The 26,197-nt window shown below is 71.5% G+C and carries 33 protein-coding genes and 2 pseudogenes; 18 read left to right on the top strand and 17 right to left on the bottom strand.

Annotated elements, in window-relative coordinates:
- The first annotated feature begins 61 nt into the window (after nucleotides 1-61).
- Nucleotides 62-955 carry an SDR family oxidoreductase gene (locus tag BLW86_RS01740; RefSeq protein ID WP_093872350.1) on the top strand — a complete coding sequence of 298 codons (894 nt, stop codon included), beginning with the start codon at nucleotides 62-64 and terminating at the stop codon, nucleotides 953-955.
- A 4-nt stretch (nucleotides 956-959) separates the two neighbouring features.
- On the opposite strand, the gene BLW86_RS01735 is transcribed toward BLW86_RS01740, so the two are convergent.
- Both BLW86_RS01735 and BLW86_RS01730 read right to left on the bottom strand, forming a co-directional pair.
- Entirely contained in the window at nucleotides 960-2,216 is a 1,257-nt protein-coding gene (locus BLW86_RS01735) for an extracellular solute-binding protein (RefSeq protein WP_256341164.1), read from the bottom strand.
- A gap of 324 nt (nucleotides 2,217-2,540) precedes the next feature.
- Entirely contained in the window at nucleotides 2,541-3,143 is a 603-nt protein-coding gene (locus tag BLW86_RS01730) for a TIGR03086 family metal-binding protein (protein WP_093872348.1), read from the bottom strand.
- 155 nt (nucleotides 3,144-3,298) lie between these two features.
- On the opposite strand from BLW86_RS01730, the gene BLW86_RS01725 reads away from it, so the two are divergent.
- Nucleotides 3,299-3,979 carry a DUF6445 family protein gene (locus tag BLW86_RS01725; protein ID WP_093872347.1) on the top strand — a complete coding sequence of 227 codons (681 nt, stop codon included), beginning with the start codon at nucleotides 3,299-3,301 and terminating at the stop codon, nucleotides 3,977-3,979.
- 50 nt (nucleotides 3,980-4,029) lie between these two features.
- Here the strand turns inward: BLW86_RS01725 and BLW86_RS01720 are convergent, their stop codons facing one another.
- Both BLW86_RS01720 and BLW86_RS01715 read right to left on the bottom strand, forming a co-directional pair.
- Nucleotides 4,030-4,443, bottom strand: a complete 414-nt coding sequence (locus BLW86_RS01720; protein ID WP_093872346.1) for an SsgA family sporulation/cell division regulator — start codon at nucleotides 4,441-4,443, stop codon at nucleotides 4,030-4,032.
- A gap of 182 nt (nucleotides 4,444-4,625) precedes the next feature.
- Nucleotides 4,626-5,255: a type III effector protein gene (locus BLW86_RS01715; RefSeq protein WP_093878436.1), complete on the bottom strand. Its 630-nt coding sequence runs from the start codon at nucleotides 5,253-5,255 to the stop codon at nucleotides 4,626-4,628.
- 126 nt (nucleotides 5,256-5,381) lie between these two features.
- On the opposite strand from BLW86_RS01715, the gene BLW86_RS01710 reads away from it, so the two are divergent.
- From BLW86_RS01710 to BLW86_RS01700, 3 genes are all read left to right on the top strand, one after another.
- Nucleotides 5,382-5,813, top strand: a complete 432-nt coding sequence (locus BLW86_RS01710; RefSeq protein WP_093872345.1) for an Hsp20/alpha crystallin family protein — start codon at nucleotides 5,382-5,384, stop codon at nucleotides 5,811-5,813.
- Between the two features lie 99 nt (nucleotides 5,814-5,912).
- A complete protein-coding gene (locus BLW86_RS01705; RefSeq protein WP_093878435.1) occupies nucleotides 5,913-6,308 on the top strand; it encodes a DUF2267 domain-containing protein in 396 nt (131 codons plus the stop codon).
- Nucleotides 6,309-6,376: 68 nt separating this feature from the next.
- Nucleotides 6,377-6,811: a DUF2267 domain-containing protein gene (locus tag BLW86_RS01700; RefSeq protein WP_371129433.1), complete on the top strand. Its 435-nt coding sequence runs from the start codon at nucleotides 6,377-6,379 to the stop codon at nucleotides 6,809-6,811.
- Between the two features lie 155 nt (nucleotides 6,812-6,966).
- Here the strand turns inward: BLW86_RS01700 and BLW86_RS01695 are convergent, their stop codons facing one another.
- Entirely contained in the window at nucleotides 6,967-7,422 is a 456-nt protein-coding gene (locus BLW86_RS01695) for a MarR family winged helix-turn-helix transcriptional regulator (protein ID WP_093872343.1), read from the bottom strand.
- A gap of 61 nt (nucleotides 7,423-7,483) precedes the next feature.
- Between BLW86_RS01695 and BLW86_RS01690 the strand changes: the two genes are divergently transcribed.
- The 4 genes from BLW86_RS01690 to BLW86_RS01675 all read left to right on the top strand — a co-directional run bounded on the left by BLW86_RS01690 (nucleotide 7,484) and on the right by BLW86_RS01675 (nucleotide 11,627).
- Nucleotides 7,484-8,338, top strand: coding sequence for an alpha/beta fold hydrolase (locus BLW86_RS01690; RefSeq protein ID WP_218138041.1), 855 nt, complete (start codon nucleotides 7,484-7,486; stop codon nucleotides 8,336-8,338).
- 27 nt (nucleotides 8,339-8,365) lie between these two features.
- The gene (locus BLW86_RS01685; RefSeq protein ID WP_093872341.1) at nucleotides 8,366-9,466 is read left to right on the top strand and encodes a hypothetical protein; all 1,101 of its coding nucleotides are present in this window, start codon (nucleotides 8,366-8,368) and stop codon (nucleotides 9,464-9,466) included.
- 197 nt (nucleotides 9,467-9,663) lie between these two features.
- Nucleotides 9,664-10,980, top strand: a complete 1,317-nt coding sequence (locus tag BLW86_RS01680; RefSeq protein WP_256341163.1) for a phytase — start codon at nucleotides 9,664-9,666, stop codon at nucleotides 10,978-10,980.
- 413 nt (nucleotides 10,981-11,393) lie between these two features.
- Complete coding sequence (locus BLW86_RS01675; RefSeq protein ID WP_093872340.1) at nucleotides 11,394-11,627, top strand: hypothetical protein; 234 nt, start codon at nucleotides 11,394-11,396, stop codon at nucleotides 11,625-11,627.
- A 71-nt stretch (nucleotides 11,628-11,698) separates the two neighbouring features.
- Here the strand turns inward: BLW86_RS01675 and BLW86_RS01670 are convergent, their stop codons facing one another.
- The 5 genes and pseudogenes from BLW86_RS01670 to BLW86_RS01650 all read right to left on the bottom strand — a co-directional run bounded on the left by BLW86_RS01670 (nucleotide 11,699) and on the right by BLW86_RS01650 (nucleotide 13,674).
- The gene (locus BLW86_RS01670) at nucleotides 11,699-12,220 is read right to left on the bottom strand and encodes a GNAT family N-acetyltransferase (protein ID WP_177181529.1); all 522 of its coding nucleotides are present in this window, start codon (nucleotides 12,218-12,220) and stop codon (nucleotides 11,699-11,701) included.
- 66 nt (nucleotides 12,221-12,286) lie between these two features.
- The gene (locus BLW86_RS01665; protein WP_256341162.1) at nucleotides 12,287-12,448 is read right to left on the bottom strand and encodes a hypothetical protein; all 162 of its coding nucleotides are present in this window, start codon (nucleotides 12,446-12,448) and stop codon (nucleotides 12,287-12,289) included.
- A gap of 75 nt (nucleotides 12,449-12,523) precedes the next feature.
- The gene (locus BLW86_RS01660; protein ID WP_256341161.1) at nucleotides 12,524-13,015 is read right to left on the bottom strand and encodes a DUF6086 family protein; all 492 of its coding nucleotides are present in this window, start codon (nucleotides 13,013-13,015) and stop codon (nucleotides 12,524-12,526) included.
- Between the two features lie 14 nt (nucleotides 13,016-13,029).
- Nucleotides 13,030-13,203, bottom strand: a pseudogene (locus tag BLW86_RS01655) (IS5/IS1182 family transposase); the annotation flags it as partial.
- Between the two features lie 147 nt (nucleotides 13,204-13,350).
- Complete coding sequence (locus BLW86_RS01650; RefSeq protein ID WP_371129432.1) at nucleotides 13,351-13,674, bottom strand: acetoacetate decarboxylase family protein; 324 nt, start codon at nucleotides 13,672-13,674, stop codon at nucleotides 13,351-13,353.
- Nucleotides 13,675-13,723: 49 nt separating this feature from the next.
- On the opposite strand from BLW86_RS01650, the gene BLW86_RS01645 reads away from it, so the two are divergent.
- Nucleotides 13,724-14,476 (top strand): hypothetical protein, encoded by a 753-nt coding sequence (locus BLW86_RS01645; protein WP_093872338.1) that lies wholly within the window; start codon nucleotides 13,724-13,726, stop codon nucleotides 14,474-14,476.
- Here the strand turns inward: BLW86_RS01645 and BLW86_RS43900 are convergent.
- Nucleotides 14,428-14,784 carry a transposase gene (locus BLW86_RS43900; RefSeq protein ID WP_093872337.1) on the bottom strand — a complete coding sequence of 119 codons (357 nt, stop codon included), beginning with the start codon at nucleotides 14,782-14,784 and terminating at the stop codon, nucleotides 14,428-14,430. The two genes, BLW86_RS01645 and BLW86_RS43900, sit on opposite strands and share 49 nt — an antisense overlap.
- A gap of 434 nt (nucleotides 14,785-15,218) precedes the next feature.
- On the opposite strand from BLW86_RS43900, the gene BLW86_RS41825 reads away from it, so the two are divergent.
- A complete protein-coding gene (locus BLW86_RS41825) occupies nucleotides 15,219-15,359 on the top strand; it encodes a hypothetical protein (protein ID WP_177181528.1) in 141 nt (46 codons plus the stop codon).
- A 30-nt stretch (nucleotides 15,360-15,389) separates the two neighbouring features.
- Here the strand turns inward: BLW86_RS41825 and BLW86_RS01630 are convergent, their stop codons facing one another.
- A complete protein-coding gene (locus tag BLW86_RS01630) occupies nucleotides 15,390-15,917 on the bottom strand; it encodes a PadR family transcriptional regulator (protein WP_093872336.1) in 528 nt (175 codons plus the stop codon).
- Between the two features lie 87 nt (nucleotides 15,918-16,004).
- On the opposite strand from BLW86_RS01630, the gene BLW86_RS01625 reads away from it, so the two are divergent.
- Entirely contained in the window at nucleotides 16,005-16,757 is a 753-nt protein-coding gene (locus BLW86_RS01625; RefSeq protein WP_093872335.1) for an alpha/beta fold hydrolase, read from the top strand.
- A 66-nt stretch (nucleotides 16,758-16,823) separates the two neighbouring features.
- On the opposite strand, the gene BLW86_RS01620 is transcribed toward BLW86_RS01625, so the two are convergent.
- From BLW86_RS01620 to BLW86_RS01610, 3 genes are all read right to left on the bottom strand, one after another.
- Nucleotides 16,824-17,327 (bottom strand): outer membrane protein assembly factor BamB family protein, encoded by a 504-nt coding sequence (locus BLW86_RS01620; RefSeq protein WP_093872334.1) that lies wholly within the window; start codon nucleotides 17,325-17,327, stop codon nucleotides 16,824-16,826.
- A 217-nt stretch (nucleotides 17,328-17,544) separates the two neighbouring features.
- Nucleotides 17,545-18,369, bottom strand: coding sequence for an anti-sigma factor family protein (locus BLW86_RS01615; RefSeq protein WP_256341631.1), 825 nt, complete (start codon nucleotides 18,367-18,369; stop codon nucleotides 17,545-17,547).
- Between the two features lie 5 nt (nucleotides 18,370-18,374).
- Nucleotides 18,375-18,956, bottom strand: a complete 582-nt coding sequence (locus BLW86_RS01610; RefSeq protein WP_371129431.1) for an RNA polymerase sigma factor — start codon at nucleotides 18,954-18,956, stop codon at nucleotides 18,375-18,377.
- 167 nt (nucleotides 18,957-19,123) lie between these two features.
- On the opposite strand from BLW86_RS01610, the gene BLW86_RS01605 reads away from it, so the two are divergent.
- Nucleotides 19,124-19,627 (top strand): hypothetical protein, encoded by a 504-nt coding sequence (locus BLW86_RS01605; RefSeq protein ID WP_093872332.1) that lies wholly within the window; start codon nucleotides 19,124-19,126, stop codon nucleotides 19,625-19,627.
- Complete coding sequence (locus tag BLW86_RS01600; RefSeq protein ID WP_143060206.1) at nucleotides 19,617-20,060, top strand: hypothetical protein; 444 nt, start codon at nucleotides 19,617-19,619, stop codon at nucleotides 20,058-20,060. Before BLW86_RS01605 ends, BLW86_RS01600 begins: the two co-directional genes overlap by 11 nt.
- A gap of 324 nt (nucleotides 20,061-20,384) precedes the next feature.
- On the opposite strand, the gene BLW86_RS01595 is transcribed toward BLW86_RS01600, so the two are convergent.
- Nucleotides 20,385-20,963, bottom strand: a complete 579-nt coding sequence (locus BLW86_RS01595) for a hypothetical protein (protein WP_143060205.1) — start codon at nucleotides 20,961-20,963, stop codon at nucleotides 20,385-20,387.
- A gap of 303 nt (nucleotides 20,964-21,266) precedes the next feature.
- Here BLW86_RS01595 and BLW86_RS42845 point away from each other — a divergent pair, with 303 nt between their 5' ends.
- The 4 genes from BLW86_RS42845 to BLW86_RS01570 all read left to right on the top strand — a co-directional run bounded on the left by BLW86_RS42845 (nucleotide 21,267) and on the right by BLW86_RS01570 (nucleotide 25,307).
- Nucleotides 21,267-22,868, top strand: coding sequence for a helix-turn-helix domain-containing protein (locus tag BLW86_RS42845; RefSeq protein WP_256341160.1), 1,602 nt, complete (start codon nucleotides 21,267-21,269; stop codon nucleotides 22,866-22,868).
- Nucleotides 22,868-23,470, top strand: coding sequence for a hypothetical protein (locus tag BLW86_RS01580; protein ID WP_093872327.1), 603 nt, complete (start codon nucleotides 22,868-22,870; stop codon nucleotides 23,468-23,470). The genes BLW86_RS42845 and BLW86_RS01580 overlap by 1 nt, the downstream gene beginning before the upstream one ends.
- Before the next feature lie 138 nt (nucleotides 23,471-23,608).
- Nucleotides 23,609-24,838, top strand: a complete 1,230-nt coding sequence (locus tag BLW86_RS01575; protein ID WP_218137997.1) for a hypothetical protein — start codon at nucleotides 23,609-23,611, stop codon at nucleotides 24,836-24,838.
- Nucleotides 24,839-24,899: 61 nt separating this feature from the next.
- The gene (locus tag BLW86_RS01570) at nucleotides 24,900-25,307 is read left to right on the top strand and encodes a hypothetical protein (protein ID WP_256341159.1); all 408 of its coding nucleotides are present in this window, start codon (nucleotides 24,900-24,902) and stop codon (nucleotides 25,305-25,307) included.
- Here the strand turns inward: BLW86_RS01570 and BLW86_RS42840 are convergent.
- Nucleotides 25,241-26,054: pseudogene (locus BLW86_RS42840) on the bottom strand (aldehyde dehydrogenase); the annotation flags it as partial. The gene BLW86_RS01570 and the pseudogene BLW86_RS42840 overlap by 67 nt on opposite strands.
- Nucleotides 26,055-26,197 lie beyond the last annotated feature (143 nt).

Here is a 26,197-nt window from a genome sequence, read left to right as displayed (position 1 = left end):
CCGCGAACGAGACCGTGACCGATACCGATACCGAACACATGACCGTACGAAGGGACCTGTGATGTCCGACCGGGAAACCCCCGCCGTCCCCGACCCCTCCACCCACCACCCCACTCCGCCCCAACCCGACCAGCACCAGCAGCACCCCGGCTCGACCGAGGCCATGGAGCCGCGGCCCGACCACGGCGAGGATTCCTACGAGGGCCACGGCCTGCTGACCGACAGGGCGGCGATCGTCACCGGCGGCGACTCCGGGATCGGCAGGGCCGTGTGTCTGGCGTTCGCGCGGGAAGGCGCGGACGTCGTGTTCACGCACCTGCCCGAGGAGGAGGCCGACGCCGAGGAGACCGCCCGCCTGGTCCGCGCAGCGGGCCGCACCGCGGTCGCCGTGCCGTGCGACATCCGGGACGAGCGGCAGTGCACCGATCTGATCGACCGCACGGTCGGCGAACTCGGCCGCGTCGACCTCCTCGTCAACAACGCCGCGTACCAGATGTCACAGCCCGACGGCATCGAGGCGATCACCACGGAGCAGTTCGACCGGGTGATGAAGACCAACCTGTACGGCATGTTCTGGCTCACCCGCCGGGCGCTGGCCCACATGCCGCGCGGCGGATGCGTCATCAACACCACGTCCGTCCAGGGCTACCAGCCCAGCCCTCATCTCCTCGACTATGCGATGACGAAGTCGGCCATCATCTCCTTCACCCACGGCCTGGCCCAGATGGTCGCGGAACGCGGCATCCGGGTGAACGCGGTCGCCCCCGGGCCGGTCTGGACCCCGCTGATCCCCGCGACGATGCCGGAGACGAAGCACTTCGGCGAGCAGTCGCCGCTGGGACGTCCGGCCCAGCCGGCGGAGATGGCTCCCGCCTACGTCTTCCTGGCCTCGCCCCGGGCGAGCTACATCACCGGCGAGATCGTGAACGCCACGGGCGGGACACCACTTCCCTGAGCCGCTACTCCTGCCGCGTCGCCTCCCGGGCCTGCTCGGCGATGTCCTCCAGCACGGTCTTCGGGTCGGCGGACGGGGCGACGGCCTTGCCGATGTTCCGCTTGATGGTGTTGCTGACCTGCAGCCAGGACGGTTCGTTGACCGGGTAGAGCTGCGCACTGTGCAGCGCGTCCAGGAACTGCTCGGTGTCGGGATCGGCCTGCGAGCCCTGGGACGCCTCGGCGGCGGTCACCGTCGACGGCAACAGGTGGTAGCGCCCCGCGAACTCGCTGAGGTTCTTGTCCTCGTAGACGAAGTCCAGGAACGAGCCCACCAGTTCGCGGTTGCCGTCCCGCTTGAACCCCATCATCCAGTCGGCGACGCCCGCCGCCGGCGGGGTCTTCCCGTCCTCCAGCGTGTCCGACACCGGCATGCTCAGGGTGCCGACCCTCATCCCCTTCGCCCTCGCCTCGTGGAGGAGCGACGGGTAGCCGTTGACCATGCCGACGTCGCCGCGGAGGAAGGCGGCGAAGGCGTCCTGCCGGTTGAACTTGGCCGGCGGGACCGGTCCCGTCAGGCCGGGCACGACCAGGTTGTTCCTGATCCAGCGGAACGTCTGCGTGTTCTGTTCGGAGGCGATGGTGTACTGGCCGCTGATGTCGGTGTACCCGCCGCCGTTGCTCAGCTCCCAGATCAGGGCTTCGGCGTGCGCCTCCTCGGGGCCGAGCGGCAGGGCGTACGGATAGAGCACCCCCTTCTTCTTCAGGGCCTCGGCCGCGTCCTTCAGGTCCGACCAGGTCTTCGGCGGCTTGGCCCCGGCCTTGTCGAACAGCTCCTCGTTGTAGAAGAGCAGCCGGCTGCTGGCCACGAAGGGCAGGCCGTACAGGGTGTTGTCGACCGAGCCCGCCGCCGCGAGCGGCCGCAGGAAGTTCGCCTCCGCCCTGATCGACAGCAGTTCGTCGGCGGGGTAGAGGCGGCCCTCCGCGGCGAAGTCGGAGTACGCGCCCATCAGAGCGACGTCCGGTGCGTTGTCCTCCTCGACCATGCGGGTGACCTCGCGGTCGACGTCGGCCCACGGATAGAGCGTCACCTCGACCTTCTTGCCGGGGTGGGCGGCGGTGAAGGCGGCGGTCAACTTGTCCCAGTACGCCTTGGAGCTGGTCGCCGGGCTGTCACCGTACTCGGGGGCCACCAGGCGCAGCGTCGTCCCGGCGCTCTCTGACGAGCCGCAGGCGGTGACGAGTGAGCCCAGCAGTCCGCATGCGGCCACGGAGGCGGTCATGCCGAAGATTCTCGGTCGCACGGATCTTCCCTCTTGAGTTTCTGGACAGTGCGTCCGGGATTCTCCCCTGGCCAGAGGCATATTTCGCCCCCTACTCGACGGTTGTGCCATAGCTCCAACCGGGCGGATCCCGAATGGTGCCTTCCCCTATGAGGGGCGCTGATTCCGACGCGCGTAGAACCTTCCACCAAGTCCACCGTGACTCCGGTGAGGAGCATTGACGAGAGGGCGAACGGCCGCGCGCCACGACCTTTGACGCGCGGCCGGCCGGAAGGACGTCCGGCCCGGGGCCTGTCTTTCGGATCAGGCCTGGACTCTTTCGGATCAGGCCTGGACCGGACGCCAGTCGGGTCGACGGCCGCTGAGGCCGATCACGCGGTCCAGCAGGGGCGCGGTGTCCGGCACCGCGACGACGGGGCCGAAGAAGCCCTCGTCGGAGGAGCCGTCGACCGGGGTCAACAGGGCCTCGGAGACCCTCAGTTCCTCCTCGCTCACCTCGTACGCCTGACCGCTCGCCCGTGCCAGGTCCCAGCCGTGGATCAGCAGCTCGTCGAGCGCGACCCGGCCCATGACGGCGGCCGGCAGGTGGACCCCGCCCGCCTGTGTGTCCCCCTCCCAGGCGCCCGGCTCCCGCCACGCGGCGGCCAGCTCGCCCAGCGCCTGCGGCAGGGCCGTCCGCCAGTCCTCCGTCAGTACCGGACGGGACGAGCCGGGTGGCGTGGCGGTGGTGGGCCCGACGCGCTTGCGGGCCGCGTCGCGGAAGGCGACGCTGAGCCCGGCGACATGGGCGAGCACCTCCCGTACGGCGTATTCGGGGCAGGGCGTCGGATCGTCGAGCCGCTCGTCGTCGATGCCCTCCGCGAGCCGGGCGACGCGCTCGGCGGCCGCCCCCAGGTCGATGGGCTCCGTGCGTGAAGTGTTCTCCATGCGGGGTGGACCGCCGGGCCGCCGGAAACTCATCGCTCCGCGCCCCTCGGTTTTTTCCTCCGGATTGCCTGCATGGTGATGTCTTGCCGCAGTCTTGGCGGCGCCTTGGCGGCGCTTTGGTGGGGCGCATCCCTCCTCGCACTAGCGTTCCCGCCATGCCGTCATACCCCCCACGCCCCAGCGCGCTTCAGGTCCTGCCGTACCGCAAGCCCACCCGCGGTCGGGACTACTGGATCCTGGACGACGTCCTGCCCGACCCCGACGCCGTGCGGGCCCGCATGCTCGAACGGGACGACTGGGTGGAGGGCTACCCCCACAAGCCCGAGCCGTGGCCGGGACTGCGCACGATGCCCGGCCTCGAACCGGCGGAGCTCGCGCACGTGGAGAAGCTGGTGCGCAGGACCGTCGGGGTCCAGAGGCTCTGGACCGTGGACCCCGCCGGCGCCGGCACCTTCAACCACAACTGCGTCCAGGTCGTCGGCGAGGGCGAGTGCGAACCGCGCCCGCACACCGACTCCCGGAGCCTGTGCCGTTACGCGGCGGTGCTGTACCTCAGCCCGGACCTGCCCAAGGACTGCGGCACCAGCTTCTACCGCCAGAACCTGCCCGGCGGCGTGCTCGGCGGCAATCAGGTGCTCGCCCCGCACAACAACCTGGTCGACGCGCTGGGCACTCGCTTCGTGCCGGAGGACTCCTTCACCGAGGACCTGCGCGTCCCGCCCCGCTACAACCGTCTCCTGCTGTACTCGGCCAACCTCATCCACACCGCGACCGGTTACACGGGCACGACCCTGGAGGACAAGCGGATGACGGCCGTCTTCTTCTGGATGGCCTAGCGGGACGTCCTGTCGACCGGGCCGGACCGGGGACCGGCACCGGTCGGCGGTCAGCGCCCGAGCGAGGCGAGCAGGGGGCGCCAGTCGATGTGGTGTTCCTCCGTGCCCTGGGGGACCAGGGCGAACGTCTCCCGCACCACGGCGGTCAGCCTGTTCGCGTCGACCAGGAGGTCGGCGCGGTGCCCGGCGGGACCGAGCCGGAGCAGAAGCATGCCGTCGGCCGCGGGCCGCAGATGGACCTCCCCGTCGCCGGTCGGCGCGAGCGAGCCGATGACGACCATCTCCCGGTCCAGGTGCCAGACGACGGGATCGGGATCCAGGAGGTGGAAGGTGATGCTCAGCGCATGGGGATTGCGGGAGGTGTAGCCGAGGGTGGTGTCGATCCGGACCCTCGTGTCCGGGGTGAGCAGTTCCATGGACATGCTCCGCGTCAGGGTCTTCACCGCGGGGAGCGACTGGGACATGAGATCCTCCGGCTTCGTGCATCGGAAGCGGGTGTGGTGTGCTCCTCACCCCTCGATCCCTCATTACTCCTCGCCTTCGTGAGGCGGATGCGGTGACCCTGTCGTGATCCTGTGGAGAAGATCCGCCTCCGAGCGCCTCTCGGTCCTCGGCGGGGCCTCGCGCGACGTGGGCCCCGTTGGGTTCAAGGGGGCGTCAGGTCGTCGAGCCGCGCCGCGAGTTCGGGATGGGTGGCCAGGTGGGGGCGGGCGGCGGTGAGGGGGTCGACGAGCTCCGCCGGGTCGTTGTGGGCGAGGGCCGCGTGGAGTCGGCTCAGCGGCAGGTCGGCCGCTGTCGGCAGGTCCGTGAGGGCGGCGATCCGGCCGGCGATGCTGCGCAGGTCCGCCGCGTTGCGCCGGGCCCAGGTGGCGGTGGTGCGCTCGGCCGCGCGGCGCTCGCGGGTGGCCTGGACGCGTTGCTCGCCGGTCGTTCCGACGGGTCCGGGCCGGTTGCGCAGGTAGCGGCGCTCGGCGGCCTGGCGGCTGGCGACGCCGAGGGGGTGGGCGAGGTCGGCCCAGCTGGCGCCCGCGTGGCGGGCGGTCTCGATCAAGCCGGTCTCCCACCCGGCGAGCTCCTCGCGCACCTGCCGCAGCAGCAGGAGCGAGGCCAGGGCCTGGTCCGTGCCGACGGCGTGGGCCTCGCCGCTGCCGGCGGCCGTGTGCCGAGCGGCCCGCAGGGCCTCGTCTATGGCCTGGAGAGCCGCCGAGGCGGCGAGGAACGACGCCGGGCTCTGTGCGTCGGCGCCGGACTTTTCCGGTCGGTCGGCCGGGGTCATGGGCATCTCCCTCGGTGGTCATCCTTTGGATGACGGCCTCACTTGTCATCCATCGGATGACATGTTACAACGGTTTCAGTGAGGCGCATTGGCAGCAACTGCCCGAACCTCTGGAGGTGTTCTTCGATGTTGATGCGCACTGACCCCTTCCGCGAGCTCGACCGGCTGGCCCAGCAGCTGATGGGTCCGGGGACCTGGACGCGACCGTCTCCGATGCCCATGGACGCCTACCGGGAGGGCGACGAGTACGTGGTGGCCTTCGACATCCCCGGCGTCAGTTCGGACGCGATCGACATCGACGTCGAACGGAACATGCTGACCGTCAAGGCCGAGCGCCGGCCCGTGACGAAGGCCGACGACGTGCAGATGGAACTCTCGGAGCGGCCGCTGGGAGTCTTCTCGCGCCAGATCGTGCTGGCCGACACGCTGGACACCGAGCGCATCCAGGCCGACTACGAAGCAGGCGTGCTCACCCTGCGCATCCCGATCGCCGAGCGCGCCAAGCCCCGCAAGGTCGCCATCAGTGTCGGAGGCGACCGCAAGGAGATCTCCGGCTGAGCCGGACACGCAAGGGCTGAACAGCGGCGGAGGACGGGCACCTGATCTCCCCCTCACCCGTCCTCCGCGCCCCTGGACCGAGGAAAGGTGGCGGCCGACGTGACCGTGCGACGGGAAGCGTTTCTCGATCAGGTGAAGGAACGCGGCAGGTACGACACCGTGCAGGAGGCCGAACGCGCGGGCCGTGTGGTGCTCGCCCTGCTGGGCGCACACCTGGTGGGCGAGGTGCGCGCCCGGTTGGCCGCGCGCCTGCCGGAAGGCTTCGCCCTGATCCTGCTCAACCCGCTGCAGAGCGCCGAGCCGCTCCCGCCCGAGCGGTTCGTACGGGCGACGGCGGCCTGGATCGAGGGCGCGACGGAACGGACCGCGGCCTGGGACGTCGGAGCCGTCCTCTCCACGGTCGCCGACGCCGCCGGCGACGACCTCCTCAAGGAGGTCCTGCTCCAGCTGCCCGCGGGCTACGACCTCCTCTTCGGCCGCCCCCAGCCCACCTGACCACCCCACCTCCGGTGGCCGCGCACCGGCCACCACGACCCGGTGACAGAAAGGCAACCACCGCAGTGATGTCCGACCAGAGCGCACCGTTCCGGCAGCCCTACGGAAGGGCGTACGAGCAGATGCTGGAAAAGGTCCGCTACGACGGCGCCTACCCCGACCGCGAGAGGGCCGAGGAAGCCGTCCGCCTCGTCCTCGGGGGTCTGGGACGCCAGCTGACCGGCGACGAACGCGTCGAACTGGCCGCCCGCCTGCCGTTCGAAGCCGCGCGCATCCTCACCGCCCAGATCCCCGACCCCCGGCCGCTGGGGGGCTGGGCGTTCGTCAAGGAACTCGCCGCCCGCACCGGCGCCTCCCTGGCCACCACCCGCTGGGACACCGGATCGGTCTTCTCCGCCGTCGCGGCCTACGCCGGCCCCGACCTCCTGACCCGCATCCTCCACCAGCTCCCCACCGGCTACGCGCTGCTGTTCGGCCGCGCCGAACTCGCTCCCGCCGCGTAGCGCGCGACGCGGGTGCCCGGGGCGGACACGACCGCCGCGCGACTGTCCGCCCCACCCGCCCCGCCCCATGGCGCGGCCCGGGCGAGGTGGCCGCCCATGGGACCGGGCGAGGCGGCCGCCACCGGGCCCGGGCACCCTCACCGGCCGAAGCCCCGTCAGACCGAACGCGCCCGCCCGACGGACTCCAGTACGGCGGTGAGGAAACGGCGCACCGTCTCCAGCTCGCCCGCCTCGAAATCCTCCGCGACGGCCACCACTTCGCCGATCACCGGTCCGAAGAAAGCCCATCCGAGTTCGGTGGCCTTCTCCTCCACCTTCAGCAGCACACGGCGCCGGTCCGCCGTGTCCCTGCTGCGCGAGACCAGCGCGAGCCGCTCCAGCCGGTCCACCAGGGAGGTGGTCCCGGCGGAGTTCAGCCGCAGTTGTTCGCCGAGCCACCCGGGCGTGGCCCGGGTGCCGGCGCGCTCCGCGTCCAGCAGGTGGATCAGCGCGCGCACATCGGTGGGATGCAGCCCGTGGCGCGCCGCGAACTCGGCGCCGAGCACGTCGAACTCCACGGTGACCGCGCGCAGCAGGTGCACCAGTCCCCTCACCGGACTCCGATCGTCCATGCACACTCCTCGGTCTCACGGCTAATATCTCGCTGAGCGAGATTATCGCCCAGCGAGAGGAATCGCCGTGTCCCCGTCCGCGTTCGACCGTGCGTACGACGAGCTTCGGGCCCGCTGGCCCGAGTCCACCGAGGAGCGTGACGTCGCCACCCCGTACGGACCCACCCGGGTCCACGTGTACGGCGCGCCGGGCGGCAGCCCCCTGCTCCTGCTGCCCGGCGGCTCCGCGACCGGCCTCGTCTGGTCCGCCAACGCACCGGCACTGGGGGAGCGCCACCGGGTCCACGCGGTGGACCTGATGGGCGACGCCGGCCGCACCGAGCGCCAGGGCGCACCGCTGAGGAACGCCGACGACCTCACGGCCTGGCTGGACGCGCTCCTGGACGGCCTCGGGCTCGACCGCACCCATCTGTGCGGCCACTCGTACGGCGCCTGGCTGGCCGCCCGGTACGCCTTGCACGCACCCTCACGGGTGGACCGCCTCGCCCTCGTGGACCCCACCCAGGTCTTCGCCGGCTTCCGTCCCGGCTACCTGCTGCGCGCGCTGCCCACCCTGATCCGCCCGAGCGAGGCCCGGGCGCGCGCCTTCCTGGCCTGGGAGACGGCAGGCACCCACCCGGACGAGACCTGGCAGCGTCTCTACGCGCTCGCCACCACCGTCCCCGGCCGCAAGCTGGTCACCGGCACCCGCCCTCGCGCCGCCGACCTCGACATGCCCGTCCTGGTCCTGCTCGCGGAGGACAGCCGCGCCCACCACGCCGCCGAGGTCGCCGACCGGGCCCGCCGGGCGCTCCCGCACGCCGAGGTGGCCCTGCTTCCCGGAGCCACCCACCACTCCCTGCCGCTCACCGCGCCGAAGGAGCTCGACGACCGGCTGACCGCCTTCCTGGACAAGGGAACCCTTGAGGGCCCGTAACTCCCCACCGTCCTGGAGGATCCGCGCATGACCCGCACCACGCCCCCGCGCCCCGTCGACGTCGAAGGGGTGTTCCCCGCCCTCGCGCGGCATCGGCGGACGGCGACGCGGCTGCACCCCCGGCAGGGCAGGGCGAAGCCGGAGGAGAGCTCGGTCGCGGGACCGCTGCTGTGGCCCGCCGACGAACCGTGGCCGGTGTGCACCGCCGTGCACCGGAAGGGCACCGGACGTCTGCTGTCCGACGTACGGCTCCGCCGGCGCATCCAGGACGAGGCCCGGGGGCGGGACTTCACCGCCGAGGAGCGGTGGCTCCTCGACGGGATGACACGCGGGACGCACGTCCCGGCGCTCCGCGACGAGGACCCGCTGCCGATGCTGGCCGTCGCCCAGCTCCACGCCCGGGACGTGCCGGACCTCGTCGGCCCCGAGGGGCACGACCTGCTCCAGGTGTTCTGGTGCCCCTTCGAGGCCCACGGTCCGGAGCGGACCATCGACGTGGAGCTGCGATGGCGCCGCTCGGCCGACGTCGGCGCGGTACTGGACCCCCAGCCCGAACCGCCGGTCGCGGGACGCGAGGAGTGCGTCCCCACGTCCTGCGTCGTCCATCCGGAGCGGGTCGTCGAGCACGAGTACCTCGGTCTCCTCGGCGAGGAGCTCCAGGAGGAGATCGCCGACTGGGAGGAGAGCCTCCTCGACGAGGAGAACGAGGGCAAGGAGGACGAGGAAGAGGACGCGTACGACTCGTCCTCGTCCGCGAGCTACGCGACGTACGAGGAGTACGAGGCCGCCATGGCCGCCGCCCGCGCGCAGGAGCCCGAGGAGATCGACTACATGAGCGACCTCTCGATCGCCCCGGGCTGGAAGGTCGGCGGCTTCGCCTCCTGGCACCTGACCGACCCCGGACCCGTGGACTGCCCCGCCTGCGGGACGCCGATGCCGCCCCTGCTCACCGTCGCCGCGGTGGAGTGCGACGGCGCCTCGCGGAGCTGGCTGCCGGTCGAGGACCGCGACGCGGCGGACGACCCGCGGGTGATCGACCCGGTCGGCGTCCACCTGGGCCGTGGGCTCATGCGCGTCCACACCTGCCCGACCGACCCGGCCCATCCCCATCGGCTCACCTTCCAGTGACCCGACCGGCCCGGACGGAGGGGGCTTCTCCCGGGAGACGCTCCACACCGCCGTCTTCGTCTCCGCGTCAGGTCGCGTCGCGTCCGGCGGACGGACGCGCGGTGCCGAGTGCTCACGCCGTGTTCATGGCCGTGTCGGGATTCCTTCGCGGAGCTTCCCTAGCGTCCACAGCGACCACCTCCCTACCAAGGAGTAACGTGAGCGCCTTCGCCCTCAGCGGCCTGACCGCACTCGCCACCGCGTTCGCCCTGACCGCCGGCCCCGTGAGCCCGGTCTCCGTCGCCGCCACCGTGGAGACTCCCGCGGTGTACGACGACCAGGCCGGCGGCAACGCCGACGCCGACGACCCGGCCGTCTGGGTCGACCCCGAGAACCCCGGCCGCAGCATCGTCGTCGGCACGCTGAAGGAGGCCGGCCTCGACGTCTACGGACTCGACGGCCGCCGCCTGCAGCACATCGCGGCACCCCCGGCCCCGCACGAGGGCGCCAAGCCCGGTCGCTTCAACAACGTCGACATCGTCTACGGGTTCGACCTGGGCGGCCGGAAGACGGACCTGGCCCTCGTCAGCGACCGGGGCCGTGACCGCGTCCGCGCCTTCGCCATCGACCCGGCCGCCGTCGCGGCCGGCAAGCCGCCCCTGAAGGACGTCACCGCCCCCGGCGCCGCACCGGTCTTCGCCGCAGACGAGACCGGGGTGGAGGACCAGCGCACCTCCTACGGCCTGACCGCCTTCAGCGACGACGGCGACGCCTACGCGGTGGTCTCGCAGCGCAAGGAGAGCCGGCTGCGCCTGCTCCGGCTGACGGACGACCACGGGCGCGTCGGCTACGAGACCGAGGACACCCTCGACCTCCCCACCACCTTCACCCTGCCCGACGGCAGGACGTGGGCCCCGTGCACGGACCCGGGCGAGAACCCCCAGGTCGAGGGCATGGCCGTCGACCTGGAAGAGCACGTCCTGTACGCCGCCCAGGAGCGGGTCGGCCTGTGGCGGATCGATCTGGACGACGAGGAGTTCGAGCACCCGAAGCTGGTCGACCGCGTCCACGAGTACGGCATGCCCTGGACGTACGACGCGGCGGAGGAGGAATGCGTCCTCGACACCGCGCACGACCCCGGCTTCGGCGGTGAGCACCTGCGTGCCGACGCGGAGGGCATCACCGTCTACCACGCCGAGGACGGCGCCGGATACGTCCTCGCCTCCAGCCAGGGCGACAACACCTTCGCCGTCTACGAGCGCGGCGGCGACAACGACTACGTCGGCTCCTTCCGCGTCGGCGACGGTGCGGTCGACGGCGTGCAGCACTCCGACGGCTCCACCGTGGTCAACGTCCCCCTCGGCCGGAACTTCCCCAAGGGCCTGCTGATCACCCACGACGGCGAGGCGACGCCCGCCGACGGCGACCGGGCGGGCACCGACTTCAAGTTCGTCCGCTGGGACGCCGTCGCCCGGGCCTTCCCCGAACCGCTGACGGTCGACACCGACTCCTTCGACCCCCGCGACGCCGACTGACCCCGCCCGCCCACCGCCTGAGGCGACGTCGTACCGCCTCGGCGCGGCGTGCGAGCATCAGTTGCACCTCGTGATGTCCCTGGGGTGAGGGGACCCGGTCGTCCCCTCACCCGAGGACGTGACCATCCCCCCGGGAGGACGGAGAGTGCAGCAGTGATCGGGACCGTGTTCCGCAGCGAGGACGCCCCCACCGGTGAGCGGTTCGACCGCTGGCGCGAGCTGATCCACCGTTACCGCCCCACCGCACACGGCACGATCGTGGCCGGAGTCCGCCGGCTGGGGTTCGCACGGGAGCACTGGACGCCCGCACGCCGGACCACGCCACCGTGGCCGACCTCTCCCGCGGCTTCCACGACCGATTCTCCTCGCTGCGCGACGTCACGGTCCAGTAGACACGGGGCGGCTGGGGAGCGATGTCCCCGTCATGGCTGCCGGTCGCCGGAGAGGCCCCCCGGAACGTCTTCTACGCCATCGGCTGCCACGGCCACGGCCACGGCCACGGCCAGGCCCCGTACCTCGCCGGCAACGAACTCCACGACGATCTCGCGCGGTCTGGCGGCACCGTCCGCGATTCGCCCCTCGCCGATCCCTCAACGCCCCGGCGCTGCACGCCGCCTGGCGGATCGATCGCCTGTCGGACCGCCTGAGCAGGCCCGGCAGGTGAAGCCCGTGCCGACCCCGGCGAGACGGCACCCGGGCTCCACGCACCGGGTGGAACTCAGAGGGCCTTTCGCATGAGGACGCACATCGTCTCGTGGCGACGGACCGACCCGTCGGGCCCTTCCTCGTCCCAGGCGTCCGGTTCACGACCGTAGGCGACGTAGCCCAGGCGCTCGTACAGGGCACGTGCCCGGGGGCTGTCCTCCTCCACGGCGAGTTCGGCCCTGTACAGCCCACGGTCCCGGATCCGGTGCTCGGCGGCTCGGACGAGCAGCGTCCCCAAGCCGCAGGACTGCAGTGCGGGCAGCACGGCGAGCTGCCAGAGGGTTCCGGCTCCCTCGGAGACCTGGTAGTCGACGCCGCCGATCGCCACCGGCAGATCCACAGGAGTGCATACAGCCAGGTAATCCACCTCACCCGCCGCAGCGCGCCCCAGCTCCCGCTCCACGTGGCTCAGATGGGTGGCCGAGCCGGACCAGGTACACGCCGGCAGATCCCGGGGCAGCAGATCGCGCACGCGGACAGACAGGGTGACGGCGGCCCCGACGAAGTCGTCTTCAGTACTTACGCACTGAAGCATGCGACCGCGGCAACGGCACGACAAAGGAATTCTCCCCGCTCCGGTCCCGGAAGCGTGACCCTTGGATCAGACCGAAAGCCGCGCCGGCACAGCGTCCGCCCGCCCGTAGGTGAGCACTCGAGCAAGGACCTCTCGGAAGAGGGCGACGTCTCCGGCGGGCGCCTCGATGACGGCTTCGATCTCGCCGTCATCCAGCCGAAGGCTCTCCAACGATTCGGGATCCAGCACGACACGGAGGACATCGCCATGACTGGTCACAGTGGTGAGGGGCCGTGATCGGTTCGTCGTACGTGGTTGCTCTGGTCAGCGGGGCATGCGCCGTCCCAGCTCCCGTGCCTTCTCGCGCAGGCCCGCAGCCCAGGCTCCGCCTTCCGCGGGGGCGGACATCCCAGTGAGGGTGGAGACCTGAATGTCTTCGAACGGGGCTTCCGGGGTGGTTCCGTGCCGTGCCCAGTCCACCTCGATCCCGGCGCGTTCCGCGAGAACCAGTGCAGTGGCAGTGAAGCCTTCGGAGAGGGCGAGCCAGATGGTGTGGCTCGTTCTTCGGTGCTTCGCCAGGAGGGCGTTGACGAAGGTCTCGAAAGTGTCGGGGCTGATCTGGCACTCGTCGTTCTCCATCGGCCCGATGCCCGAGGGGAGACCCAGCTCCGCCTCGAAGACCGCCACCTGGCGCTGGAACATGCGAGAAGCCCCATTGGACGGGTTCCACAGCGTCTCGTCGCCGAGGTCGAAGTACTGGCTCATCGCGGCACCTTTCAGCTGGTCATGACAGACCAGCGTATCCAGTCGGCTCATTGCCGTCGTCAGCGTTACGTCTTGGCCGGACGCCGGTGGCAGAGGAGGGCAGAGGCTATGGCGACGAACACCAGGAAGTGTTCAGGCTCGCGTCCGTAGCGGCGGCGGAGCCGACGGCAGCCGGCCGGCCATGACACGGTCCTCTCGACCACCCACCGGTGGTGGCCGAGCCGCTGCGAGGAGTGGATACGAGCGGTTGGAGGCCCTGGCTGTCAGACAACCTCCACCGCTCGATGCACCCGCCTGGCCTGATCTTCCCGGGACTCAGGGCGGCCTCCTGGGGGCCGTACTCCACCATGCCCCTCCCGCGCACCTCGTAGAGCTCACACCCGCCCTCATCGGCCGGACAGGCCCTGGTCGGCGAGATGGCCGTGCATCGACGTCATCGGAGACGGCGTGAGGTCGGTGACGATGTGGCTGGCCGAGACGATCTCCCGTACCGGCAGGTCCGCCAGGGGTGCCATGACGTGCTCGAAGAGCCGCAGTCGGGCCGGGCCGGTCCAGGCGGCCTTCACCGTGAGGTCCGTGGTCCGGATGCGGGCCGGCTCGCAGACCCGGCCGGGGACGATCTTCACGGCATAGGTCGGTACGCCGATCTGCGCACGGGCCTCGGCCGGGTCGAGCGGCTCCCACTGGCAGGCCATCGTCGCGGTGGCCACCCGCTGGGCCGTTACGTCCGGATGTTGCGCGGCCGGTCATACTTCCCGCATGGAAAGGCAGGCCGTGGAGGCGGCGCGGCGTTGGCTGGCGGATCAGGGCGTTCGCCAGGTGCGCGACGGGTGGGTGAGCGACGAGAATCCGGACGTGCTGCTCACCGCCGACCAAGTGGCGCATTCCTGGGCCGGCGATGTGTTCGCCGAAGACCTGGACGCCGCCGACCAGCTGCGGTTGGCCTTCGGGCTGCTGGACCTCCTCGACGAGTACTGGGTCACGTGCGAGATCCGGTTCGCGAACGAGGATGCGGAGGGTCCCCTGCCGAGCGACGTGCTGTGGGACGGCTACCGCCGACGGCTGGAGGCGGACAGGGAAGTCGAGGCCGTCACCTACTCGCTGTGGGTGGACTGGTTCGAGGACCACACCACGTCCGCGACGGCCTTCGCCGAGGTCCTCGGCAACGACATCGACCGAGTGGTGGCCAAGCCGTCGGAAGCCCTGCTCCGCCGAGCCCGTCTGGTGCTGGAGTGTTCGGGCCCGGTGCCCTGGACGGTGAAGGAGCCGACGTACCGCACCGCCGCGCGGCTGCCCGCCCTGCACACAGCGCTCTTCCGGGGCCTTCGGGCGGGTTTCCACGACGTCTACGGCGACCTGGAACCGGCTGCCGCACTGGCCCTCCTCGACCAACTGGATCTCCCCACCAACACCCGGCACCTCGCCGGACTGCGCCACGTACTCGCCGCGGGGCACAAGAACCACTACCGCAGCCCCGGTGCCTGGGACGATGCGGTTCGCTCCTGTTCCTGATCCTGAGCCGTGGGCCTGGCAGACCAAAGGAAGAGGGCAGCGACGTGGAGTCCGGCCAGGTAGAGGGGCGCCGTCTTTTCCCAGCGCGTGGCGATGCCACACCACTGCTTCAGGCGGTTGACGTACCGCTCGACGGTGTTGCGCTGCTTGTACGCCTCGCGGTCGAAGGCGGGCGGCCTGCCCCCCGGCCCCTCGACGCAGGCGGTGAGCGCGCCGGCCGGCCGGAACCGGGATGACCGTGAGGATGTCGGCTCGCGCAGGTGCCGGCGGATGGCGCGGGAGGAGTACGCCTCGTCGGCCAGGACCATGTCCGGGGTGGTGCGGGGTCGTCCATGAGGGCGGGAACACGCAGACGAGCCATCACCACCGTGAACACCTGCTCCCACGTGCCGTCGGCGGCCACATCCTCCACCGGCCACCCCGCTTCGGCCTCCGGTCGGACAACAACGGCTCGATCCGCGCCCACTGCGCGTCAGTCAACGGACCACCCAGACCAACGGTCAGATGATCCGAACGAAACGACCTGGGTGCTGTAGTCAAGGGTGCCGACCAGGGAGCCCTGGTCGGGAAGAGGGCGGGGCTGCCGATCGTCTTGGGGTAGGCCGACAGCTCGCGGCCGGCGGCGGTGGCGCCGAAGTGGTTCAGGTGCATGGCGTGCAGGTACTCGCCGTGCACCTCGCCTCCATGGAATTCACCCTCCACGCGGCCCGTCACCCGGAGCCGGCCGAGGCACTGGCCGAGCGTGAGGAGCGGCTCGTCGAGGGCCTGGCCACCCCTGCGCGCCGGCCACGGCGCCCAGCAGCTGCCCCGGCGCGTCGCACCGCGCATCCTGGACGCCCTGGCCGAGCCGCTGGGTGAGACCGGACTGACCGAAGGCTCCTGACCGTTCCCGCCGGGGCGGGACGGGCCCCGGCTAGGCGCTCTCCAGGCCGGTGAGGGTGGTGCGGAGCCAGGCGAGTTCCGCCTGGGTGGTGGCGCGGGCGACGGTCAGGATGCCGTGGCGGAACGGGTCGTCCAGTTCTTCGGCGCGCAGGGGGCGGTCGCCGTCGTAGAAGAAGCTGGCGGGTTCTTCCAGGAAGGCGAGGCGGCGGCGCAGGACCACGGCCTGGGCGGCGGGGTCGTCGAGGTGGCGCAGGAAGGCGAGGAGGGTGAACCAGCGGTTCTCGTCGGTCACTTCGGGGCCTTCGGCGTCGGCGAGACGGCGTCGGAGTTCGTCCCGGCCGGCGGGGGTGAGGGTGAGGACCTGGCGGGGCGCGGCGGCCGGGCCGGGCCGGGTCTCCCGTACCAGCAGGCCGGCCTTCTCCAGGCGCTTGATCGCTGGGTAGAGGGTGGACTCGCCCACCGGGCGTACGTGGCCGGTGAGGGCGGTGATGCGTTTGCGCAGCTCGTAGCCGTGCAGCGGGGTCTCGTAGAGGAAACCGAGGATCGACAGTTCCAGCATGCCCGCATTCTCTCTCAGGATGACGCCATCACAGTACTACGTTGTCGTAGTACTGTGATGGCGAGGTGCTCGAGAGGGGAGTGGACTGTGCGCGAGGCACGATTCGACGAGCGGGGCAGTGTCATCCGATGGACCGAGGCGGCGGGCGAGGGGCCCGCGGTGGTGTTCGTGCACGGCCTCGGCGCCGCGTCGACCGTCTACCACGCGCACATCGCGGCCCGCCCCGAACTCGCCGGCCGGCGGGTCCTCTTCGTCGACCTGCCGGGACACGGCATCAGCGACCGGCCCGTCGACTTCGACTACAGCCTTGAGGACCACGCGGACGCCCTGGCCGCCGCGCTCGACGCGGCCCAGGTGCGCGGCGGGGTGATCGCCGGACACAGCATGGGCGGTGCGGTCGCCATCGTCCTCGCCCACCGCAGGCCCGACCTGGTGGGGCGGCTCGTCGTCACCGAGGGCAACCTCGACCCGTTCCCGGAGCCGACGGCCGGCAGCAGCGGCATCGCGTCGTACACGGAGGAGGAGTTCGTACGGGGCGGGGGCTTCGCCCGCGTCCTGGAGCGCGTGGGCCCGGCCTGGGCGGCCACCATGCGCCTGGCCGACCCGCTCGCCCTGCACCGCTCCGCCGCCCACCTGGTACGGGGCACCGACCCCGTCATGCGGGAGATGTTCGTCCGCTCGCGCGTCCCGCGTGTCTACCTGCAGGGCGAGCTGAGCGGCGACCTGCCCGGCGCGGACGGGCTCCGGGCCGCCGGCGTGGACGTCGTGACCGTCCCCGGCGCCGGCCACAACATCATGTTCGACAACCCGGATGTCTTCGCCGACGCGGTGGCAGCCTAGGCCCTGTCCTTCCCGGGCCGGCCCCGGTCGTCGTCCCGGGACCCGGTGGAGTTCCCGAGAGGTCCGTCACCAGCGTTCGTACACGGAGAAGGGGTGCGGTTTTCCTCCCCCGCGGACCACGATCACCAGGTCCTGATACGTGAGCACGCTCCCGGCGGTCACCCACCGGTCGCGGAAGCCCTGCTCGTCCTCCTCGTCGCCCGTGGCCGCGTCGAGGCCGAACATCAAGTCGCCGTTGCAACCGGGCCGCACCATCGTCACCCGGCCGTCCGTCACGTCCAGCGCGGCGTCCCCGGCGTCCTTCCGCCACAGCTCGGCGCCGCTCGCCAGGTCGAAGGCGACGACCCCGGAGAAGAGGGCACCCCGCCCGCTCTCCGTCGCGGTGACGGCGAAGAGCCGTCCGTCCTCGACGACCGCGTGGTGGATCCGGCCGTAGCCGCCGCCGGCGTCGATCCTGGTCCGGAGGCGGCCGTCCGGGGCGAAGGCGAGGACGGCGCTCAGGCCCCCTTCCGCTTCGGGGCCCCGCACCGTCGGCGGATCCGCGGACACGACGTCCAGCTCCGCGTCCACACCGCGCCGGCGTCGAGAGGAACGGTCCACCGCGCCGTGCCGTTCGCCGGGGCGAACGCGGAGAGCGCCGCCTCGGTGCCGCACATCAGGGCGGCGACCACCTGCTTCGGGCGAGGCCGAGGCCGTGCACGCTCGTGCTCCGTGGGCTCCTCCAGGAGGGGGACCGGCGTGGGGCGGGCCGCGGGCAGCCGTGCGAACTCGGCGATCAGGCGCCGGGTCACCGAGGGTGCGAGGAGGGACCTGTCCCGCTCCCCTCGGGCGCCGCCTCGGCCCCGCCCGACCCGCTCCCGCCCGCGCCCGTCCCGTCGGCTCCGGCGAAACGGGCCGTCGCCAGGACCGTGCCGTCCGCGGCCACCAGGCGGGCACCGCTCAGGGTGCCGGGGGCCAGGTCCACGGGGGCCGGGGCGCCCCAGTAGCCGTAACCGGCCTTCACGTGGAACGAGCCGAGCGGTACGGCGGACCCGTCGGCGCGCACCAGGAGGCACCGCACCGGGCCGTCGGCCGCGGCTCCGTCACCGAGGTCGACCGACATGTACACCCAGCCGTCCCCGCCCGTGGCGTCCGCCGGGTGCGCGTAGATCCGGCCCACCTCCCGGCCGTTCCCGGCCCGGTCCGGGGAGACCAACGCCGCCTCCAGGACGTGCGACGCCGGCGCCACCACCCGGGGCGCTCCCTCCACCACGGTCCCCACCGCCCAGCCGCCGAAACCGAAGGCCAGGGCCGTGGCCAGGCCCGCCGCCGCCATCCGGAAGCGGCGCCCCCGCAGCCGGCGCCCGGCCGCCGCAGGGGCCGCGGGAGCGGACGAGGGGGTGGGTGCAGGGGCGGGGAGCATCGCCCGTACCACCCGGCTCTCGAAACCCACCGGCGGCTCCGCCCCCGGCAGCAGCCCGAGCAGCCCGTCCCCGACCGCCGTCAGCCGCTCCACGTACGCCCGGCAGCCCGGGCAGCGGTCCAGATGAGCCACCGCCTCGGCCCGCTCGCGCGCGGGAAGGATCCCGAGCGCCAGCTCGGCGCCCTCCTCACGCAGCCGCTCGCAGTCCATGCCGCTCACCGCGTCTCCTCGCTCTCCAGGAGCGCCCGCACCTTGATCGTCCCCGCCCGGATCCGGGTCTTCGCCGTGCCCAGCGGCACGTCCTCGAAGGCGGCGACCTCCCGCGCCGTCATCCCGTAGATCCCGGCCATCACCAGCGCCCGCGCCTGCTCCCGTGGCAGCGCCGCCACCGCCCGCCGGACCCGTTCGGCCGCGTCGTCGGCGAGCGCGCGCCGCTCAGGGGTCTCCGACACGATCCCGACCAGCGTCTCCAGGTCCTCCGGTGACACCGGGGTCGCACGCCGCGCCCGCACCGCGTCGATCGCCAGGTTGTGCGCGATGGCCGTCAGCCAGGTCCGTACCGAGCCGCGCCGGCCGTCGTACACCTGGGCGTGCCGCCACGCCCGCTCGAAGGTCTGCTGGGCCACGTCCTCCGCGACCCGCGGATCTCCGACCACGGCGACGGCCACGCCGTAGACCGTGCGCTGGAAGCGGCGTACGAACGCCACCGCGATCTCCGGATCGCCGGTGGCGAGCCCGGAGAGCAGTGCTTCGTCGGAAACCCGCTCCAGCGGAAGGCCCATGCGTCCCACACCCATGGATACGTCCGACGCCCCCGAAGGGATCGCCTGCGCCCATTGTCCGCCCGGACCCGCAATCCCGGAGGGGCCCGGCGCCGTACTCCCTGTGGGGGAGCGAACCGGGGGACGACCCGGGGGACCGAACCGGATGACAGAGCAGGAAGCCCCGTCAGGAGGACGGAACGATGACGGAACCACGTACCCGCGCACTGCTCGCCCTGTCGGCCACCGCGCTGGCAGGCGTCCTCGCGGCGTGCGGAAGCGACGGTGGCGGTTCGAACAGCGGCACCACCGCGCCACCCCCCGCCCAGAAGAGCACGGCGCCCGGGGGCGCGACCCGGGTGACCGCGGACCTGTCCGACTTCAGGATCACGCTGTCCCAGCGGACCTTCACACCCGGCACGTACGCCTTCGTCGCGACGAACACCGGGAAGCACGACCACGCCCTGGAGGTCGAGGGGTCGGGCGGCGAGAACCGCTCCAGCACCGTCGCTCCGGGCGGGTCCACGACCCTGACGGTGACCCTGAAGACGGGAAGGTACGAGATCTACTGCCCGGTCGACGGGCACAAGGACCTGGGGATGAAGACCGAGATCACGGTGGCCGGCGCCCCCGTCAACAAGCCCGGGACAGGCCCGGCCACGCCGAGCAGCCCGACGACTCCCACTTCTCCCGGCAATGGCTACTGACCCGACCCGCCGTGCCGCCGTGCTCGTGCTGCGGCTGGTCACCGCGGGGCTGACAGCGACGATGGGGGCCATCCACCTCGCCCTGTGGGCCGACGGCTACCGCGACCTGGCCACCATCGGCAGCCTGTTCCTGCTGAACGGCGTCCTCGGCTGCCTCCTCGCCGTGGCCCTCCTCCTCACCCCGTACCGCAGGCTCGCCCCGGTCGCCACCGTCACCGCGCTGTTCACGGCGGGCACCCTCGGCGCGCTCTTCCTGAGCCTCACCACGGGCCTGTTCGGCTTCGAGGAATCGGCGGACGCGGAGCTGGTCCGCCCCACGGTCGCGGTCGAGGCGGTCGACGTCCTCGTCCTGACCACCCTGGCGGTGGCCGCCCTCAGCCACGGCCATCGCCAACGGCTCCCCGACGGACAGCGAAGACGAGCCGGCACATGAAGCCGCACGATCAACTTCCAGGCAAGTGTGGCCGGTTGGGGAAAGCGAAATGCGCCGAAAGGGGGATGAACTCATCGCTCGAACGTACGGGCCGCCACCGACCGGAAGGATCCCTCATGCGACTGATCATCGATCCACGGCGTGGCGTGTCGTCCGTATCGAGAGACACCGCTCGGCCGGCCTCGCCTCCGCGCTCCGGGCCCTCGCCCAGTCGTACGCCGGGACTTGTCCGGTCTCACACGGCCCGGACGGGCACGACGTCGTCGTGCCCGTCCGGATGCGCGGGTCGCCGGAGCGGGTTCCGGCTTTCGTGCGGGTGGGGCGTCAGCCGCGGTTGATCGTCTCGCAGGTGTTCGTGACCCGGTCCAGGACGGCCGGGTCCGCCGTGACGACGTCGTTGCCGCCCTCGCATTCGACGCGGTCGTAGCCGCGGTTGCGGCTGATGATGACGTCATTGCCGGCGAGGCCGCGGAAGGTGGCCTGGAGGGGGAAGGTGGGCCAGCCGTCGGGGTCCTCCAGGTGGTCGTCGGCGGTGCCGCCGACGAGGATGTCCCGGCCGGGTCCTCCGTTGAAGTCGACGGGGATGTTGAGGTCCGCTCCGGCCGCGAGCCGGTCGTCGCCGTCGCCGCCGTCGGCGTGGATGGCGGTGATGCCGGCGATCGTGCCGCAGGTCGCCGTGCGGGGGCTGGTCTGGGTGCAGCCGGGGCCCGCGGTGATGCCGGCCGGGTCGGACACCCGCAGGAGAGGGGCGGTGGCGGTGTAGAAGGTGACCTGATTGGCCGCGCCCGGCTGCGCTGCGAACGTGACGATCCCGCCGGAGCGGGTGACCGTGCCGGTGGAACATGCCGAAGCGGGAGTTGCGGACAGCAAGGGCATGGCCAAGGCGGCGGCCAGTGCGGGCAAGACGAGACCGCGACGCCCACGGTCGGTACACAAGCGCATTCCTGACTCCTGTCCAGTTTTTCCGATATCACCTAAAAGGCACTCTTGAATGGCTTCCAGGGGATGTCAAACGCTCGCGGTGCGATGTGGTGACTCCAGACTCCGACGCCGTCCGTGACGGTCCCTCACGACACGCCCGGCATGGCTATCGGACGTGAACGTCGCGGCGCTGCAGCTGGTCCTTGCCGGACAGATCGCCGCCGGCAAGCGCCCTGAGCCATGGCGCATGCGTTTCACGCATACGGAGTGGATAGAGTGGCACGCGTGTCGGGTACGGAAGAGATCCTCAGGCTCACGGTGGCGGCGCTGATGTCGCGGTCGGGGGAGCGGCAGGGCGACCTGGCCGCCGGGCTCGGGCTGTCCCAGGCGCAGGTGTCCCGCAAGCAGTCCGGCAGCGCACACTGGTCGTTGGAGGACGTCGATCTGCTGGCCGCGCACTACGGCCTCGCCGTGCTCGACCTGCTGGCCGGACCGACGCACGCGGTCGACGTCCTGCACGGCGCCGCCCAGAGCCTCCGGCCCGGCGCGCCCCCCACGTCTCCCGTACGCCCGACCCCTGCGCCGGCCGAAACCGTCGTGCAGGAGTCGGTGGGGCCGTGCGTGCTGTGCGGGCAGCCGGCCATGGTCGAACTCGACGGTTTCCCGCAGCACTTGAGCGCCGAGGAGTGCGCCGCGGCCGTCGCCGCCGCGAGCCCGACCGCCGCGAGCCCGACCGCCGAGGCCCCCGCGGCAGCACCGGCCGAACCGTCACCGATCGCGGAAACCCCCACCGCTCCGGTCGCCGTGACGGAACCCCCTGTCGCTCCGGTCGCTGATGCGGAACCCCCCGTCGCTCCGGTCGCTGAGACGGAGACCGCCCCGGCGCCCGCGACCCCCGCGTCTGCCGATCCGCCGCGCCGTGGCGCGCCCGCGTACGCCTCCGGGACTCTGATCGAGCAGATCGCCGATCGCGTCCACGACGTCCTCGCCGAGCACGCGGGTGATGCCGATGCCGCGCAGGCCGCGCTGATCAAGACGGCGATCCCGGATGTGATGGCCCTGCTGAAGGCGTCCCGGGTCGGCGGCCGGTACGAGCACTCGGAGTTCCCGCCGACGCAGGACATCCTCAGGAAGAAGTCGCAGAAGGGCGCGGACGAGATCTGGGAGGGCCGCCCGAAGTGGCGCAACGCCGCCCTCTTCTCGGCGGCGAAGAAGGGCGAGCGGATCGAGGTGACCGCGCTCGACATGAACGCCGCCTACCTGTCGGCGCTCAAGGCGTGGTTGCCGATCGGCCAGCTCCGGGAGGACACCAGTGGCGTCCACGACCCCAAGAAGGCCGGCGTCCACCTGATCACCCCTGCCGAGTGGGACCACCCCGACCTGCCCAACCCCCTGGGCAACCGCATGGAACCGGGGGAGCTGTGGGTGACGGAGTCCACCCTGCGGCTGCTGGTCGACTGCGCCCGCCAGGGCCTCGCGGACCCGCCGGTGATCCACCGCTCCCTGGTCTCCGGTGCCACCGAGGGCCTGCTGGAGAAGCTCCGCCGTGCTCTCGCCGAGACCCGCAGGACCGCTCTCGCCGAGGGCGATGAGCTGACGGTGGCGTACGTGAAGGCCATGTACTCCAAGTTCGTGTCCACGATCGGGGAGTCGAGCGCGAACCGGGAGATCCGGCGACCGGACTGGATGCACATCATCCGGTCGAAGGCGTTCGCGAACCTGTGGATGAAGGCCCACAAGGCGCACAAGGCCGGCCTTGCGGTCGTGGAGATCTCCGGCACCGACGAACTCCACGTCACCGGCGACTGGCGCGCCGTCTTCCAGGAGGGCCGGGACCTGAACGAGGTCAAGGAGAAGGACACGTACATCCTGGGAGGCAAGCGCTGATGGCCGGTTCACCGGACCTGTGGTCCCGCTGGGGCCAGTGGCAGAAGACGGACGTGAACGGGATGAAGGGCGGCGAGGCCCTGATCCTGGAACTGAACCGCATCGTCCACACCTCCGGCATCGCCTCGCCCGTCACCTCCCGCCGAGGTCTGGCGGCCCGGCTGCGCTACCTCGACAGCCCCGCCGGCCGCGCCGAGCTGAAGGCCCAGGGCGTCTCCCTCCGTACGATCCGCACGTGGATGAGGGCGAAGGGCCAGGTGTCCCCGACCCCGGCGAGCCGGGAGCGGATCGACGCCGCGTACTGGCACCGCCGCCGCGAGAACCTGATCCGCTCGGGCTGGCTGGTCAGGCACCTCGACAACAAGGGCCGCGGCCGCCGGATGGAGATCTACCCCGTCGACCAGACCAGGGTGGAGGCGAAGTACCGGCGCGACCTGAACACCCGTACCGTCACCGTCCGCTACATCTGGGCCGACCTCGTGGACGCGTGGGCCGCCCGCGACGCGAACCTCGTCGACGAGATCTGGGACGACGTCATCTCCGACCTCGACTCCGACTACAACGCCTACGCCTACGTCTCCTCCGTCGGCATCAGCGCCTGACGCGCCCTTCGGCGTACGGTGGCGCCCTTTTCGGGCACAGAGGCGCCCTTCGGCGCGCGGTGGGGCAGGCCCCGGATGTGCGTTGACGTGCACCTGTAGGGTCTTCCGGTGGGGAGAACGATCACGCAGGGGGAAGCGATGGACACGCCGGCCGCGCAGGAACAGACCCAAGAGCGATTCCGTGCCCGGCTGGCAGCGGCAGTGGGTGTCGAGGCCGCCGACCTCGATCGCGTCGCCGAGCAGGTCGCCCTCCAGCTCCACGAGAGCGGACAGGAACCGGACTTCGAGGTCAGGACCGCGGACTTCGCGACCGATCCGTTCTTCGTCTGCGCCGACCGCTACTGGCGGCGCCGCTTCGCCGACAGTCCGTCCACGGACACCGCCCTGGCCTGCGCGCGCTGGATCGCCCTGCACACCACCATCGGATGCCGCTCCGCCGTCCGCGAGCAGTGGACCCTCGGCAACGGCTTCATCAACAGGTCCCACGTGGAGACCCGCGAACAACTCGACGAGGCGGCCCGAAGCCTTGCCGGAGTCCCCGGGGCCGCCGACGCGGCCCTCACGATCCTGCTCTACCACGCGGGAAAACTCCGCGCGAACTTCGCCTTCGACGACCTGAACGCCGTCCTCACCACCTCCGTCCTCGCCACCGCGGCCGGCCCCCACCGTGAGGAGCCGGTGATCCTGGCCCTGCGCGCGTTCGCGGCGTTCGGGAGCCGCGCCCTGACCACCGAGCACGCCCACGGCCTGCTGGAGCGGGCATGGGAGGCCGCGCACCGTTCACGGCATGTGATGGACGTGTGCCTGAACGGGCTGGCGTTCTCCGTGCCCTTCGACGGCCAGGGCGAACTCCTGCGCCGGCTCGCGCAGGAGGCCGTGGACGCTCACCCCGATAACCACATGTTCCGCTTCCGTCTCGCCACCGCCCACCACCTGTGCGCCGACCACGACGAGGCCTTGTCGCACGTCGATGCCGCACTGGCCATGCTCGCCCACCACGGCACCTTCAGCCGCGAGTTGCTGATGGAGCAGTACCTCGTCAAGCGGGACGCCATCCAGGAAGCCCGGCTGCGGGCGGCACGCGAGGCGGAGCACGAGGCCCGGTGGCGGCGCCAGGAGGCCGCCAACGCCGACCTGGAGCGCGCCATGCACAGCTCCTCCGTACGGGCGGTCGAACTCGTCGCCGTGTTCACCTCGGCGATCGCCTTCGCCGTCGGCTCCCTCCAGGTCACCCTCAGCGGCACCCTGAAGCTGCGCGAGCGGCTGTGGCTGTTGACCGCCCTGGGCGCGGTGCTGGCCGTCTTCGCCCTGATCATCGTCGGTGGCACCTGGCTGATCACCCGCAGGCGCTCCCGCGGCGGGAACTGAAGGGTGGTGCGAAAGTGCACTGCCGGGGAGCTGAATCCTGTGGGTCGGTACAGTCGCGTGCATGGTGAAGCCGGTGCTGCGGGCAGTTGAAGCGGGCGGTCGTACCGTGGACGATCCGACCGAGGAGGCTCTGGGCGACCTGCTGTCCGAGATGAACCTGCGGCACCGGTTCGTGATCCTGGAAAGGCTCGATCTGGAGCCTGTGGACCAGCACTACGTTCAGGTGTACCTGAACGACGACGACAGCTACCAGGTCGAGTACCGCGAAGGCAGTGCAGACAAGCACCACCAGGCACATGTTCCAAGGCTCCACGAGGTGTTCGGCCCGGAGGAGTCGATCGCCAAGGTGATGACGGACTGGGTGCACGATCGGCAGGGATGGCGGGAGGCGTTGCCGCGGGTCCCCAAGCCCTTTCGGCGAAGGACCACCTTGGTCCAGCCCTCGTCACGGGCGTCGAAGTGTTCGTAGGCGGTGGGGGCCTCGTCCAGGCCGAGTGCGTGGGAGACGACGAAGCTCGGCCTCGCCTTCCCGCCGGCGATCAGGTCCCGCGGCGCCCGGTTGTACTTCTTCACCGGAGCCTGCCCCGTGCCCATGCGCTGGCCCTTGAACCACATCATGCCGAAGTCGATGGGGACCTTGTCCTGAGCTTCCAGCTCGCCCTGGGCCTCCGCGCCGCCGGGGTCCTGGGGCAGGAAAACGCCCACCACGCCGATGTCGTCGGTGGACCTGACCGAGTCGATCAGACCGTTGAGCGTGAGGCTGGCGTCCTCGTGTCCTTGGGGTGTCGTGCGCCTGGTAGCCGACGCCTTCGCAGCCGTTGTCGGCGCCCAGACCGAGTGTGGTCTCCTTGACGACCTCCGCCGGGTTCTGCTCGGCGGTGTTGATCGGGATGGCACCGAGCTCCTCCGCCTTGCACAGCCGGTCGGGCTGGTGGTCGGCCGTCCAGAGGCGGCCGGCTCCCTTGAGGAGGGCGGAATAGGTCGCCCTCGGCCCGACCGGACCGGCCCCGAAGACGATCGTCTGGTCACCGGGTTTGACGTGGGCCATCTCGGTGGCGTGATAGCCGGTGGGGAAGATGTCGGCGAGCATCACGTAGTCGGTCTGCCGCTCGGCGGCGTCCTCGCCCAGACGCAGCGCGTTGAAGTCGCCGTAGGGCACGCGCAGCAGCTCCGCCTGGCCACCCTGGTAGGGGCCCATGTCGGCGATGGAGAGGGCGCAAAGAGCCTGGCTCTCGGAAGTGCTGCGGCGGGGTCCGGGGCTCCGGCACGCCTCTGGGGGCCGTTCACCTGGATGGGGTGGAACAGTGGGTCCGCCGCCGACCCGCCAGAGGGAGCTTCGACGCTCCGGCGGTGTGCCAG

The organism is Streptomyces sp. TLI_105 (genome assembly GCF_900105415.1).
GTDB lineage: Bacteria > Actinomycetota > Actinomycetes > Streptomycetales > Streptomycetaceae > Streptomyces.
The sequence above is the reverse complement of the archived record's forward strand: the minus strand, read 5'-3'. Positions and strand labels throughout refer to the sequence as shown.